Annotated in this window: 14 protein-coding genes and 1 pseudogene; 8 read left to right on the top strand and 7 right to left on the bottom strand. The window is 55.6% G+C overall.

The genetic code is table 11. The features are described 5' to 3' along the window. Positions 1-108: 108 nt before the first annotated feature. The 5 genes from ACFR99_RS01245 to ACFR99_RS01225 form a co-directional block, all read right to left on the bottom strand. Positions 109-1,275, bottom strand: coding sequence for an ISH3 family transposase (locus ACFR99_RS01245; RefSeq protein ID WP_390283551.1), 1,167 nt, complete (start codon positions 1,273-1,275; stop codon positions 109-111). 494 nt (positions 1,276-1,769) lie between these two features. Then, positions 1,770-2,603 (bottom strand): DUF2250 domain-containing protein, encoded by an 834-nt coding sequence (locus ACFR99_RS01240; RefSeq protein WP_390283548.1) that lies wholly within the window; start codon positions 2,601-2,603, stop codon positions 1,770-1,772. Positions 2,604-2,708: 105 nt separating this feature from the next. Then, positions 2,709-3,041: a hypothetical protein gene (locus ACFR99_RS01235; RefSeq protein ID WP_390283545.1), complete on the bottom strand. Its 333-nt coding sequence runs from the start codon at positions 3,039-3,041 to the stop codon at positions 2,709-2,711. 243 nt (positions 3,042-3,284) lie between these two features. After that, positions 3,285-4,484, bottom strand: a complete 1,200-nt coding sequence (locus tag ACFR99_RS01230) for an SDR family NAD(P)-dependent oxidoreductase (RefSeq protein ID WP_390283542.1) — start codon at positions 4,482-4,484, stop codon at positions 3,285-3,287. 118 nt (positions 4,485-4,602) lie between these two features. Further along, positions 4,603-5,862: a hypothetical protein gene (locus tag ACFR99_RS01225; protein WP_390283539.1), complete on the bottom strand. Its 1,260-nt coding sequence runs from the start codon at positions 5,860-5,862 to the stop codon at positions 4,603-4,605. Between the two features lie 507 nt (positions 5,863-6,369). On the opposite strand from ACFR99_RS01225, the gene ACFR99_RS01220 reads away from it, so the two are divergent. Beyond that, positions 6,370-6,759: a DUF7344 domain-containing protein gene (locus tag ACFR99_RS01220; RefSeq protein ID WP_390283537.1), complete on the top strand. Its 390-nt coding sequence runs from the start codon at positions 6,370-6,372 to the stop codon at positions 6,757-6,759. Between the two features lie 150 nt (positions 6,760-6,909). On the opposite strand, the gene ACFR99_RS01215 is transcribed toward ACFR99_RS01220, so the two are convergent. After that, positions 6,910-7,707, bottom strand: coding sequence for a DUF429 domain-containing protein (locus tag ACFR99_RS01215; protein WP_390283534.1), 798 nt, complete (start codon positions 7,705-7,707; stop codon positions 6,910-6,912). A 393-nt stretch (positions 7,708-8,100) separates the two neighbouring features. On the opposite strand from ACFR99_RS01215, the pseudogene ACFR99_RS20285 reads away from it, so the two are divergent. Further along, positions 8,101-8,230: pseudogene (locus ACFR99_RS20285) on the top strand (DUF8053 family protein). A gap of 81 nt (positions 8,231-8,311) precedes the next feature. Then, the gene (locus tag ACFR99_RS01205) at positions 8,312-9,268 is read left to right on the top strand and encodes a hypothetical protein (protein ID WP_390283531.1); all 957 of its coding nucleotides are present in this window, start codon (positions 8,312-8,314) and stop codon (positions 9,266-9,268) included. Between the two features lie 125 nt (positions 9,269-9,393). Here the strand turns inward: ACFR99_RS01205 and ACFR99_RS01200 are convergent, their stop codons facing one another. Beyond that, a complete protein-coding gene (locus tag ACFR99_RS01200; RefSeq protein WP_390283528.1) occupies positions 9,394-10,707 on the bottom strand; it encodes a S8 family serine peptidase in 1,314 nt (437 codons plus the stop codon). Positions 10,708-11,011: 304 nt separating this feature from the next. Between ACFR99_RS01200 and ACFR99_RS01195 the strand changes: the two genes are divergently transcribed. From ACFR99_RS01195 to ACFR99_RS01175, 5 genes are all read left to right on the top strand, one after another. Then, the gene (locus ACFR99_RS01195; protein ID WP_390283525.1) at positions 11,012-11,821 is read left to right on the top strand and encodes a helix-turn-helix transcriptional regulator; all 810 of its coding nucleotides are present in this window, start codon (positions 11,012-11,014) and stop codon (positions 11,819-11,821) included. A gap of 308 nt (positions 11,822-12,129) precedes the next feature. Continuing rightward, positions 12,130-12,693: an OsmC family protein gene (locus ACFR99_RS01190; protein ID WP_390283522.1), complete on the top strand. Its 564-nt coding sequence runs from the start codon at positions 12,130-12,132 to the stop codon at positions 12,691-12,693. After that, entirely contained in the window at positions 12,693-13,469 is a 777-nt protein-coding gene (locus tag ACFR99_RS01185; RefSeq protein WP_390283519.1) for a methyltransferase domain-containing protein, read from the top strand. The genes ACFR99_RS01190 and ACFR99_RS01185 overlap by 1 nt, the downstream gene beginning before the upstream one ends. A 31-nt stretch (positions 13,470-13,500) precedes the next feature. Then, positions 13,501-13,665, top strand: a complete 165-nt coding sequence (locus tag ACFR99_RS01180) for a hypothetical protein (RefSeq protein WP_390283516.1) — start codon at positions 13,501-13,503, stop codon at positions 13,663-13,665. Continuing rightward, positions 13,620-14,264: a class I SAM-dependent methyltransferase gene (locus tag ACFR99_RS01175; protein WP_390284161.1), complete on the top strand. Its 645-nt coding sequence runs from the start codon at positions 13,620-13,622 to the stop codon at positions 14,262-14,264. Before ACFR99_RS01180 ends, ACFR99_RS01175 begins: the two co-directional genes overlap by 46 nt. Positions 14,265-14,268: the final 4 nt, after the last annotated feature.

Raw genomic sequence — 14,268 nt, 5'->3', positions numbered from 1 at the left:
ACCGGTTTGATTCTCTTCGACGATCGGTGAGAAGCTGTCGCTGTCGGCGGCGATCAGCCGCTGACGCGACAGCGTTGCCACTTGGGGGAGGGCATGCTCGGTCGGTGGTTAGCGGTGGAACCGGTCGTCCGGTGGTCGATTTGCGGGGACGGCCCGACGCACTGCGAGGGCCGTCCACGCTGCCCGTCGAATCATGTTGATGAATTCCTTGAATGACCAGGACCAGAGGCGACGCCCGCCACGGCGGGGCGTCGCCACATATTCCCAGTGCAGATACCGCCAAACGTTCTGTAGCAGCAGACTCACCACGACGTACAACAGCCGAATCACCGGATCTTGTGTCGACGTTGTCGCAATACTCTGTTCAGAGAGGCGATAGCTGGCCTCGATACCGAAGCGTTTCGCGTAGTGGTATCGAGCGTCTCGTGGCGTCTCAATGAACGGCGCGTCAGCGGCGTAGCCGTGACGCGCCACTCCATGTTCGTCGTATCGTCCGTTCTGGTAGGTACAGTCGATGTAGACGGGAAACTCGACGGTCCAGCTGTGTCCGTTGAGTTTCCCCGTCAGATCGTGCTGGATTATTCGGCTCCATCCAGTCGAGAGTTCTTGCTTGATCGTCTTTCCCCACCGGACGATCGGCATGACGTAGGCGTGATTGTGTGCCTGAAGCAACCTGAGACACTTGCTGTCGTAGAATTCTCGGTCAAGATAGACGGCCTTGACGCGGAAGTCAAGGCCGTCGAGAACACCAAGAAACGCTGCAAGGACGCTGCTGGCAGTGTCGCCGTCTTTGAGACGGCGCACTGCCAGCGTGAACCGCTTGTTCTTCACACGCGCGTAGAGTGTGGCATAGGCGTGGAAGGCAGTCGTTCCACGTTTTGCTTCCGAGTGATAGAGGCCGTTCGTCTCGTCTTCGTCACCATAGTAGGGTCGCAGGTGGAGGTCAGCCACGACCTCCACCTGCTCAGGCAGAATGCCGAGAACGTCCTTCTGAAGCAGCGTATTGCCGGCTTGCTCAACCGATTCTAGATCGAACTTCTTGCGGAGGTGGTACAGAACTGTGTTTTGGTGAAGTGAGTCGTCGCTCTTCTCGCAGAGTGTCGAGACCGAGGTCCCGTCGGCGCATGCGCCGACGAGGACCTCGTAAATGTCTTCAGACGTCGCTTCGGCGTTTGGAGCGAAGTCAAGATCGACTTCCTCGTCAATCGTGTTGACGAGGAAGTTAAGGAGTTGGTCCTCGTGGATTGAATTGTCTGCTTGCTGGGTACTAGGCACACTCCATGCAAGCAGACTTTTCAACTAACCAGCTTCGTGAAGTACTGAGGTTCAGTACCACACAGGACACCTACGGCCAACACTGCCTGAGGAATTTCCTGTTCCATTCTACTCGTACTCGCCATAACGCCGAGAGCGGGGAAGTGCTTCTGGATTAAACAGGAACACTCTCATGGCAGGTTGAGTAGTGGAAAGCGACTAGAACTCTTGGACGGATTTATTGACAACTAGTTGTAATTTGGTTCATTATCGGTGATGAACATTGAGCTGCAATACCTTTTCGAAATGAAGGCACCATGATCGAAATGACTCAGGGCGCTATCGGAATCGAAGTAATAGGTGCAGTATCGAGATGAGGTCACCGTGATCGAAATGAATTCAAGAAGAGGCATATAGGATCAAGATTCATTAGCAGTAGCGCGGAGGAGACACTGAATCTGTGTTTAACGGCCAGATTTCATTTCGAATACAGTGTGGGAGATTCAGATTTAAACTCAAGGACGGTCTTCAACCGCTTCGAGCACATCGTCACCGGTCTCTGTTGTCGCATAGTACGTACGGTCTGTCGCTGATTGGGTCTCGCTATCGCACTGCATGAGGAGTCCCACGTGTCGAAGTGCTCGGTAGAGGTGTCTGACGTACTCGAACTCCATCTCCCACTCTGCAGCAGTCGTGCGAGGAGAGTCCGAGCCGGTACGGGAAAGTCGCTGGACGATTGCTTTTCCATCCGGGAGATGACGTAAGACGTTCACCTTTCCTTCGCGCTCAGAGAGAAATCGAAGAAGATGATCTCCGTCCCGTGACAGCCGGTAGTAGGTGTGATGCTGGCGGACCTCGTCAGCCATCTTCGCTTTGACTCGACGTTGCTTGACAGTTCCAGATTCAACGCGTTCGAGCAACCCCGACTGTTCCATCTCTTTACACAGAGCTCTTACTTGACTCCGCTCCGCGTCAAGGTGTCCAGCGATCGATTTTGGGTAGTTTCCTTCGACAGCATCGAGGTGGTAGCAAATAAGATACGCAACCGGATCTGCCGGGAGTGGATCCAGTTGATCGGCGATTTGCTGTCGCCGCTCTCGCTCAGCTTCAAGTTCGGCGACTTGGTCATACCGCGCTTGAGCGTTCCGCGCTGGATTTGCGTGGAGATCAAGCGCGACATCAATCTCCTCACCATGCGGCGTTTCGAGTGTCATCTCGATTTCTTCCGTCTCCCAGTGTTCACCATCCTCGTTACGTGCCTGTTCCAACGCCTGCTCGACCTCCTGGTAGCGAGTCATAATCGTGTCTGCTTCCAGTTTAAGCCGCTCAATCTCCGACCGAGAGACCATCGTTACTCGTCTACTTACTACAGTTCCGGTTGTTTGAACCCACCGGGGAACCGAGTGACACGCTTCTTCAGATTACAGCGTGAATATTAGCCGAGTTGCACCTCGTTATGCTTCGTCGAGAATCTCCGCCCACAGTCTAGGGAGATCATCAATCCGCTGCCATCCAACTTCTTCATCCACGTCTTCTTTGACGATGGTGATGTCCTCGAAGTAGTCATCCAAGACTTCGGCACGTTCCATTGCGAGTGGTGGCGAACAGTAGTCCTCCTCGATCCAGACCGCCTCTCCGCTCTCTGAATCGAACCGTGCTTTCTCCAGCGCTCGTGTCATGGCACGGCCGAACGGTTCCATCGCTGCGATCTCATTGTTGTCGAGACGTTCGCGTAGCTCGACGAGTCGGTCCTCCTTCGGCCGAGCGCGCACAAATCGATTCGCCATACCGATATATACGCATCTCCCGGTAATCAAGTCCTGGCTGCTATCGCTTCTATTCCAGGTCAACTGGCAGCGAGTCGTTTTGTAGCTGGTAGTGAGGTGGATCGAACGCGGTCGTGATCGCATGCACACCAATGCCTGTATCTCGGACGCGGGCAAGTAGCTCTGCGAACTCTGGATCTACTTCTCGATGATAACCCACCTGCGTTACGTAGCCTGTTGAAACAGCCCTGATCGAGACAATCACTACGGCCAGTCAGCGTCGATCCCAACGAGTTCAGCACTCACGCCCCAGAGTCGTTTCCGAGTCGCTGGATCAGACGCCTCAGTTGACGGAGACGTGATTCCATCCTCAGTCACGTATGTCCCAGATCGTTCACCAAACTGGGGATCCGTGACGAGTTGAAGTAATCGCTGTGCGCCATCTTGTTGTGTCGTTCCGATGCCAGGGATAAGCGCTGCCATGCGAACCATGACACGCGTCCAGACAGATGCGTCGCGGAACAGGTTTGTCGACGGAATAAACCCTGGATGGAAGCAATTCGCCGTCACCTGACTCGTCTCCGAAAGCCGGTCAGCCAGTTCGAACGTGAACGCAATGGTTGCCAGTTTCGATCGTGCATAGGCTTGCAGCGGATCGTAATCAGCTGTAAACTGAAGGTCATCGAAATTAAGCGTCGCGCGGCGATGGACATCTGAGGCAGTGACGACGACCCGTGACGGAGCTGCCGCCGTTACCATGTCGAGCAGTTCGTGTGTCAACAAATACGGGGCTAGATGATTGACCGCAAGCGTGAGTTCAATCCCGTCTGCAGTTTCCGTTCGAGTCGGCACTGACAGTCCAGCATTGTGAACAAGCGCATCTATCCGATCGTATGTCTCGCGGATGTCTGCAGCAAGCGCACGAACCGCTGCCTGGGTTGCAAGATCAGTTCGATGGAACCGGATCTCACCGGGGACAGATGTCGATTCAGCAGTGAGTCGCTCACCACAAGTCTGGTCACGACCGATGACTGCGACCGTCGCACCCTGCTCAGCGAGTTCCCTCGCTGCGATCCGCCCAATACCACTCGTCCCACCGGTAAGAACCACGATCTGATCTTTCAGCACGCTACTTACCACACATGACCGTGTGAGGGCTGGAACCGTAGAAATTTCGGGTACACAAGGGATACGCAGCCAATTCACGCGCTTGAGTGCCATATCCGGGTTCTCGGGATTCCAGCCGAGTTCGTGGTGTGTCTCGAGTTGCTGGCGGCCGATTTGTTCGACCGTCATCGGCCCAACTGAGAGTACATAGAGCAGGCTGCGCAGGCCGACGTTTCGCCGGCACATGATTTCGAGGAGGGTTTCAGTCGAGTGGTCGGTGACGTATCGCTTGCCTTCGGGATCGAGTGTCCAGATGCCATTCTCGGCAGTGAGAAAGCCAATGTCTTCGAGATACACTATCAATCGAAGAGACCGCACACAACACGGCTACTTGACGATCAGAGGTGGCCTTGCGGAGCAACACAACTGCTAAAAACAGCGAATGCTCTTTGACGACGACTGACTTCAGGGATAGCTACGTCCCGGAAAAGCCTCGCAGAGTCGGCTCGATGTTCTCTTCTACATAGTTGATCTCTGCCACATACGCCCGAGTCAGGTCGGCGTACCACTCAGCCATCTGTCCGGCCAGATCCGTTTCGTCTGTCGCTCGATACGACTCCAGAAGAGAGCCGCGAGCGCTCTCGTTGATCACCGTCCGTGCTTCACCCTCGATGAACACCGTCAGAACCTCTTGCATCACGTCGTCATCGACATCGTATTCCTGCTCGTCGTCAAGAACGGGCTCGAACAGACCGCCAGCGAAGTGCGGAGGACTGCCGAACCCATCTTCCTCGCGTTCCCCCTTCGGCTCCGACAACACATCGTAGAACAGGGGCTTGAGATGCGTGTCGTAGAACGAACCTTGGAACCGATTCAGACCCCTGTTGTGGTGGCTCCACACCTCGTGTAACTCGAGCTCTAACACCCCACGGTCACGCATGAGTCGCACGAATGCCAGACGGTCGAGGAGCAGGGCAGCGAACGCAGTCTTCTCAGCCTCGCCCGCATTCGCTGGCGCGTCGATAGCTTCGACGAGTGGCGTGTCGATGCCCTCGTGGTCGTAGTCGCCCTCGCCAACCAATATCTCGACGTACAGGTCGTGGAAATCCGATAGGCCACCGGTGGCTCGGCGCACGTGATGATGGCCAAGGTTCTGGAAGAAGGTGGCAAGTGGACCGTCCGGTTCGGGGAGCCCGTTGAGGTCGGCATAGGGTACCATTCGCTCCTCGCGGGCGAGATACTGGACAACCGGCTTCAGACTCTGCGGTTCAACCACCGCTTCGAGCGCGAGGTCGCGCCCGTCGGACTCGGAGATCTCGTAGACGCCCCATTGGAAGCCGTCGGTCGCGATACCATACTCGTGTCGAGTGTTGTCGAGATAGTCAAGCAGTTCGATCTTTGCGGACTCGATGTCGTTGACCGACTTGTTCTCGCCGATGACGCTGGCCGGAAGGTTGTCCACGCGGAAATCCGGGTACTCCTCGCGGCTTCGCCCAGGCGAATCCGGTCGCGGCGTGACAGCGTACCCGAGGACGTCGAGTACCGGCCAGATGAGATGGTCCTCAACGAATCGCTCTGGGAACTGGCGGAGGTCGGCACCCTCGAATTCGCCGTCATCCTCGATGATCTCACCGAGCTGGTCTGGTGGGAGGTCACGGTTGGCCAACTCGTTGAGGAAGTCCTCAACCACGCCCAACAATTCGGAGACGGCGGCGGTGACTGTCGCGGAATCCATCTGTCTGGACTCTGACGGCTTCACATATCAACATTCGTTCTTTACGACGGCGTAATGCCCGAAGAGGTGGAAGAAAGAGTGGCCGATTCACCGACTGCGACAAGGTGCTCTGCCAGCGGTGGTCGTGAGTATGCTCTTTTGTCACCTTTGCACAGATAACACTCGAGACAAGATCTCGATCGGCGAGTAAAATCCACTCGCATTTAGTTAGTACTTAGAAATACAAGCGCTTTTTATGATTAGTCACCCATCGAGAGGTAGCGCGGTCGTCCCAAAACGGGCCCGGCGCTTAGGACGCCGGAGCGCCGCGCTGCCAAACCATGACAGCAATCGAATCTACACAAGCCGAGAGTGATAACTCTGTCCGACTGGTGGATAGAGGACTACCGCTCGGCTTCGATGAAACCGAACAGACGATCCTGGATAGACTCGCATATCAGAACTCCGGAACGATCTCGGTCGGGCTTCGCCCGTCGACGATTCGCCCCGCAACTGGAGGTGCCAGTAATGAATAGCGATGTGGATGCTCTCCTGGACCTCCTGAAGGCAGAACGCCGCCGGATCGTGCTCGAACTGCTCCACGAAATCCAATGTGAGTACGACAGTGACGAGGTGACCGTTCAGGTGCCGGACCTGGTTCGACAGGTCGCGGCGATCGAAGCAGCCGTCGATTCTGCAACCGTCGGCCACACCGTCAAACAGTCATCGGAAGTCGATCTCCATCATACTCATTTGCCGATGCTCGATGACTACGGCGTCATCGAGTACGATACAGCTGCTAACGAAGTGTCGACGACGGACCGGACACGTCCCGTCGCACAGACAACGCGGAGCATCGTAGATACTGTTGAGGATGCGGAGATCGGGTTCGTCCAGTCACCGGGTCTGGATAGCTGACTCACCGCGTCCTCCCTAGGCAGCTACTTAACACCATTTCTCTGAAGAGAACCGATCAGACAAAGTCCACAGGAATATAGAGTGATTGGCTCATATCGTGACCATAGTCCAATGCAATGCATCTAAAGCAGTCTTACACGGAACCGTTGTCTACTTATAACTGAGTTCGTTCTCACTTCGGTAGACCATTTGCATCGGTAGCTCCTCCGCATCACGATAGAGGGAGTTCGAAGGGAGTCGATGGAGTTCTTCTTTCGGCGCACAGGCTGTGAGTGCAAGTGCAAACGCATCTAGCACGTCATCGAGACCGACTCTGTGCTCTTCTCTTCCAAGCTCTTGGGCAACCGTGCGCCAGTCGCCATGTGTGTATTCATCGACGTTCCGGAGTACAGCCAATCGCTCCGCAACTCCAGCTGCCGTGTGTTTGCTGTGCTCGAGTGGCGTTCCGCTCAGTGCACGAAAGCACACTTCCGGATGTCCCTCAACCAGAACCTCCGGGTCGCCATCGCTCTGGAGGAGGTTGTCTACCTCAACGATTCCCTCTGCGATACCGGCTGCCTGTTGCGTCAGCCGTTTCCCAGTCAGTTCTTCGTTCTTGTCGCTTATTTCGCTATGATCTGCACCGGCTGCGGCTAACTTCGCAGCCTCTCGTGCCGGCGCAGTAAACACCGACCTGTATTGCGATCCAATGACGTTCCTAGCGAGATCATCACATTGTCGAGAAAGTTCTCCGTCTTCCTCGACACACGAACACGCATCTGATTCGAGCGACTCACAGAGTCCGATCGGGACATCGACCACGATGCGGCGTGCGGATGTGCTGTAGTGATCCCAAACCTCCGTGATTTCCTCGAATACCGCAACTGATGGAGACTCCGACTCGTCTGTATACGCTATCGAAACCCACTCGCCGGACGACCAGTCAACCCCAACGTATTGTGAACACATCCGTAACCTGGTTTTAGGGCTAACTGACTTTTATCTATCGTGGAGCAACAATATCACTCAGATCAGTATAGACCTGGACCCGAATCCGCCGTGTTAACGGTACGACCTAGTTTCAAGCATGATAGGTTAGAATAGAGTGATGATGGACGAGGCGATCAATGGGGAGGATGAGACGACCGACATCATTGGTTGCACGGCGGACATGTGTTCGTTCGAGGGATCAATTTCGGAGGTTGCGGATCACGTAACAGAGAGCGACAAAGGACATACGTGGGAAGCGCTCGGTCACGAAAGTGCTGACGAGTTCTGTTATTTCTGTTATGACGCTCATTTCGCGGAAGGACAGCAGCTGGTGGGACTCTGTCAGCAACTCGGTGAGTCGCCGGTGTCACACTGCCGAAAGACGATCTCTGCCTCGAGGGCCTGCTCGACGAAGACGGTTGAGATCGACGGTGAACACCACATCCGCCACGTTGACGACGGTCAGTGGATACTTGGGCTCGTCGAGAGTATCGACACGTAATTGAAACCGTTGGGCGTGTTGAACACTCTATCCACTGGACACCTACACAAGACACTTATATTTCTCCTAACACTCGACGGTATGTACCGCCGAACGCTTCTCGCAAGTCTCCAAGTCGGAGCAGTGTCCACGGTTGCCGGTTGTTCTGACTGGACAACTTCCTATCACTCAGTTTCCCTCGATCCCGTAGATCACGCCGAGATTGCGGACGACGCAACGAAAACAGCAGCCGACCTCGTCCCATCTCTGCTCATTGACGATCTTATCGCTACTATCCTTGAGGGAGATGCAGTCGAACTCGAAACAATAACAGAACTCAAAATCCTCACTGATCCTTCTTCTAACGATGGATCGTTTTACTACCGAGATGAGAGTTCAGTCTATGAGATCTCCAGAGAGAGGCTCACAGCGGGGGGAATTACTGGGCCGGAATACAGAGCATCTCGGAAAACGAAGCTTCCAGACGATGTGTCGCCAACAGAGGAAGACGAGGTACTTCCATTTGCGGACCTCCCAGCACATGACCAATGGCGAATTCACGAGACGTTTGAATTTTACGAGGGTAGATTGATTTCCTTTGAGAATACGACTACTGTTGGATACTTGGAATCAGACCGGGAGACGGATTCACGTCTCTTCGGTGGTATTCGACAACGGTTCCTCGAGTACAACGGCAAATATATCGAACTTGCAAAACTGAAGGAAGGAACAGCAGTTGCCGAACACGTTCGTGTCTCAGCAGAGCAGATTGCATCGAATGAGAAGGCATTCGCAGAACACCTCCTCGACCGGCACGCTGTTGATGCGACATCACTGAACGAAGATACACGGGAACTGCTCAACGAAGTTCAGGAAAACGGCGGTTCAATCTCCGCTTCGGACGAAGATGACGGGTTCGAGGAACGCGAAACCGTTCTTGCGCAACTCCAAGCGGAACGTAGAGAAATGGATATGCCAATTGCAGGGGAGAATGAGATGTATATTTTATACGAGGACGACTACTATCGTTTCCATTGGTCATCCCATACGGCTCCGTAACCCGATTTCGTGTGTTGTTATCAGATCTAGACTAACAAATATAAGTGATATTTGTTCGAAGTTGAAGACACGTTGAGTCGGTTCAGACAAGGTTGAATAGCAAACGAGATCAAATCAGGTAGATTTCACTGGTCAAAAGCTGCTGCTGGATTTAGGAAGCCAGCCCCGTAGTACGTCTTATTGTACTCCTCGATAGACTCAGCCGTATTTTCCAACGTCTGACGGACCTGGTTCGCGTTGAACTCCGGGTTCTGGCTCTTAACAAGCGCCGCAGCCCCCACTACCTGTGGACAAGCCATTGATGTCCCGGCAGCCCACCCATAGTCGTAGTCTGCACCCTGATAATTGCCATCATCATCGAACACAGGTTCGGCGATAGTGTTGTAGACGAGGTCAAGGTACCATGGGACGCCGGTACCAATAGCCCCGAGGTCAGCGTCGCCGCCGGGCGCAGCGATGTTGATGGCGTTCGTCCCATAATTGGTGTAGAACGTTGGACTAGCGAAATCCTCTTCAAGCCCCTCATCTCCCCACCGATAGCCAATTGGTCCAGTGGCACTAATGGACATGACGTTCGCCGCCTCGTTAGGAAGACTGATAGCTGAGATGCATTCGTCCGTGCCATCGTCATCGAAGTCTCCGCAGATACGCCCGTCGTGCTGGAGGTCCGCACTGTCGTTACCTGCAGCTGCGATGAGCAACGTCCCATGGCTATTGGCGTAGGTCGTGACCCGGTTGAGAGCCATGCCGTAGAATTGGCCGAGCCTCTCGCGCGAGACTGGATACGCTCCAATACTCATGTTGGCGGCGTCGGCATCAATGCGGACACTGTAGACGATGGCTGCAAGAATATCCGCGAATGATGCCAGTGCGTCTGGTGAGAACACCCGGCAGTCGACGACCTCCGTCCCAGGGGCAGTACCAACGACACCCTCTTCATTCTGGTCGTTTGCGGCGATAATACCAGCGACGTGGGTACCGTGATAACCACCGTACGGACCACCAGCACCATAGTCATCATCGGTAAAATTCCGAGACAAGTCTTCGTTCACTGTATGCTCAAGATCCGGATGACCAGCGGCGACTCCTGTGTCAATAACGCTCACTCGAGTTCCTTCTCCGCGGGTAATCTCGTGGGCTTCTGGGATGTTCTGGGCCTGCTTATCCCATTGGTATCCGTATCCGGGTTGGTCAATTGTACTGGCTGTGATCGGTGTCTGTTCGCGGAGAGGACGATTAAGTGAGTAAGTACTATCCGGGGCGTACCATGCGTTTAGCGACTTCACTTCGTCCTCAGCTCCCTCTACGACCAATAGGTCAATCTCGTTGAGATTATGAACAATGTCAAGGTCTGCCGCTTTGACTCTTGCTCGAGAGGTTGCCTTAGTATCAACAAGGAATCTGTCGGTTGATGCTGCTATGATAACCGAACTTCCCATCGCAATTCCACCGAGCAGACTGCCACTCACCTTGAGGAACGTTCGACGTGTTCTATTTGACATACAGCTATGCCTATTAGTAGTTCTACTATTGTTATTCACAGTCTGATATTTCTATACTACCCTCGTCACCCCCTCATGGAATCCCGGGAAGTTCAGGTAGACCGAACGATCGGAGAACTGGCGCATATCGACTGAGGCAATCGCGTGCCCATTCGACGTTGACGTCGTCATTCTCTGGATTCTCAACGGCCCGGTATCCGGAGATACGAATAGTTATAGCTCCGACACACGTACATGTCCCATGTTACCAAAGGCCTCGATCACTCCCCTCGACGACATCGAGTTTCTCGCGCGGTCTGAACATCGCGTTACCGCGCTCGCAGCACTGGCCAGGCGGCCCCAGAGCCGAGCCACCCTCATAGAGATGACCGGGACTTCGAGGTCTACGATCGGGCGCACGTTGCGCGAGTTCGAACAACGACAGTGGATCGAGAAGGACGGCCACCAGTTCGAGGCCACACAACTGGGTGGATTCGTCGCGGCGAGCATGCGGGGTCTGATCGACCGGCTCGAAACGGAGCAACGGCTTCGGGACGTCTGGCAGTGGCTCCCGTCCGAGACAAGCGGCTTCACCATCGAAATGGCGTCCGATGCGGTTGTGACGGTTGCCGAGGCTGACGACCCGTATGGCCCGATGCGACGATTCGAGTCGCTTCTCCGGGACACCACTACGGTACGGTTTCTTCGCCCCGAAGTTGCGCTGATGGATCTCTGTTTCGACCTTCTCTACCAACGGGTCGAAGACGGCGTAGACATGACGCTGATCGACCGGCCGGAGTGCCACACATACTTTCTTTCGACGTACCCGAACCGCAGTTCGACGATGGTGCAGCGGGACAATTTCACGATTCTCGAGCATGACGACTTCCCTCCGTACGGAATCGGTCTTCTCGATGACTGCGTTGCGATCAGCTGTTACGAGCAGGGCAGCGGCACCGTACATGCCGTAATCGATACCGACGCACCGGCGGTCCGCGAGTGGGCAGAATCGACGTACGAATCCTACCGACGCGAGGCGCGACCACACGCCCTCGAATCAGTCGCGGAGTGACTGTACCGGTATTGTCGGTCGGACTATCGGCTGGCGCACGCCCTATCGAGTGGCCCATCTGTATCCGAGGGCGGCTCTTGCACTACCTGCACGGCGGTCAGTGATTGGGCGAGTTCCGCGGTATCGTCGATGCGATGCCGTAACTTGGACGACGCTGGGAACTACCGAATTTGACCGTTCCATGTCGAAGTGAAAACTGGTGAGACTGTTTCTGGTCATCGTCTGCAAGGCGGTCAGTGGGTGACTGAATGTTACGAGATGCCTACATAGCTCTCGCCTGCGTCTCTCCTCTTCGGGAGGAATACCTTATGAGCATCACTCACGGCGTAGATGTAGAGCAACTCAGCCAGGCGGTTGAAGCAATCACGGAGGAACCAGAAGGCGGCCAATTCCGGTTCCGCGCGGAAACCGAATGGACCGACGGCCTGCAATGTGTGACTACGATCGACGATTTCGATCAGGCCGGCGAACGAGTTCACACCCAGGAGTTCCACGTCGAGGGCGACGAACCGGAACAGATCCTCGGAAAGCGGTCGGCACCGAACGCGGTTGAGCTTCTGCTCGCCGCCCTCGGCTCGTGTCTGAGCGTCGGCTACGCGGCCAACGCCGCCGCCATGGGTATCGAACTCCACGATCTCCGGTTCGAACTGGAAGGAGATGTTGACCTCCGGGGATTCCTCGGCATCTCCGAGGATGTCCGCGCCGGTTACAACACGGTGACTTGCACCGCCTACATCGACGCAGACGCGTCGGAGGAGGAACTCGCCGAACTCCGGAAAAAGGTCGAAACCACCTCGCCGCTGCTAGACAACATCACGAATGCCGTCCCACTCGAAACCGACATCGTTCCCGTACAGAGGGGTGAGCAGTAATGTCGAAATCACTCGACGTCGATAAGCTAGAGCGAGAAGTCAAGACCGTCTACCGGAACGTCGCAGAGGCGCCGACCGACGAGCATCACTTCGAGATGGGACGCCCGCTGGCGGAGCGACTCGGCTATCCGGCATCTGATCTCGACCGAGTGCCAGCAGAGGCTATCGACTCCTTCGCTGGCGTCGGATATCACTTCGATCTCGTCGATCCTCAGGAGGGCAAGGACGTACTCGATCTCGGTAGCGGGTCGGGAATGGACGCTTTCGTCGCGGCGCTTCACGTCGGTGACGCCGGGAGTGTGACTGGGCTGGACATGACCGACGAGCAACTGGAGAAGGCACGGCGGCTCCGCGACGAGGCCGGGATGGAGAACGTCTCGTTCGAACAGGGGTACATCGAAGACCTCCCGTTCGCCGACGAGTCGTTCGACGTCGTTGTATCCAACGGCGTCATCAACCTCTCTGCCGAGAAAGAGCACGTCTTCGCGGAGGTGAATCGCGTACTCACGCCAGATGGCCGGTTGGCAGTCTCCGACATCATCAGCGAGACCCGGATGCCCGAGAGCATCAAATCCAACGCGGATCTCTGGGCGGCCTGCATCGGTGGTGCCGAACAGGTCACCGATTATACCGACATGATCGAAATGCCCGGCTTCAAAGACGTCGAAGTCCGGGAGAATCTACAGTACGAGTTCATCTCGGATCAAGCGACGAACGCGTGCCAGAAGTACGGCGTGAAGAGCATCTCGCTGGGCGCTCGGAAGACCGATCAATGAAAATCGTCGAACTCACAAGAAAGCGACCGAGATGAACGATGGGACCCAGTCCGTTGATTACGAGGGCATTACGGAGGGCCAACGGGAGACGTGGGCTAGCGGCGATTTCAACGAAATTGCCCGCCAAAACGTCGTCATGGCCGAAGCACTCTGCGAAGCCGTCGATCCCCACCCTGGACACGGGTTCTGGACGTAGCGTGTGGAAGCGGCACAGCGGCACTGGTCGCGGAGCGACGGTACTGTGATGTCACGGCCCTCGACTACGTGCCGAGATTGATCGAACGAGCGAAAACCCGGGCGCGGGCCAACGGGCAAGAGATCGACTTCCAGGTTGGTGAGGTACAGTTCGCACCCGATCAGGAACGGGTGGCACGTGAACTGCTCCGGGTATGCAAACCGGGCGGCAAGATCGGTCTGGCGGGTCCGATTCCCGACGGGTGGAGCGGCGACTGGTTCGCTGCTCATGCGGAGTACGTCCCTCCATCACCCGACGTACCGTCGCCCCTCCATTGGGGCACCGACGACGGGCTCGACCAGTTACTCGGCGCTAGCACTCGGTCGATCGAAAGTGACCGACGAACTGCGCTCCAGTACTATCGGTCGATCGACCATGCGGTGGACGTGTTCAGCACGTACTTCGGCCCGACGATCCAGGCGTTCAAGATGCTTGATACTAACTCGCAAGAGCGCCTCCGAACTGACCTCGGGCAAGTATTCGACCGCTATAACCGTGCGACGGATGGGACTGCAATCGTCGAGAACCAGTACCTACAGACCGTTGCAACTCCCGTGTAGTGCG

This window comes from Haloarchaeobius amylolyticus, assembly GCF_042678045.1.
GTDB lineage: Archaea > Halobacteriota > Halobacteria > Halobacteriales > Natrialbaceae > Natrinema > Natrinema amylolyticus_A.
The sequence above is the reverse complement of the archived record's forward strand: the minus strand, read 5'-3'. Positions and strand labels throughout refer to the sequence as shown.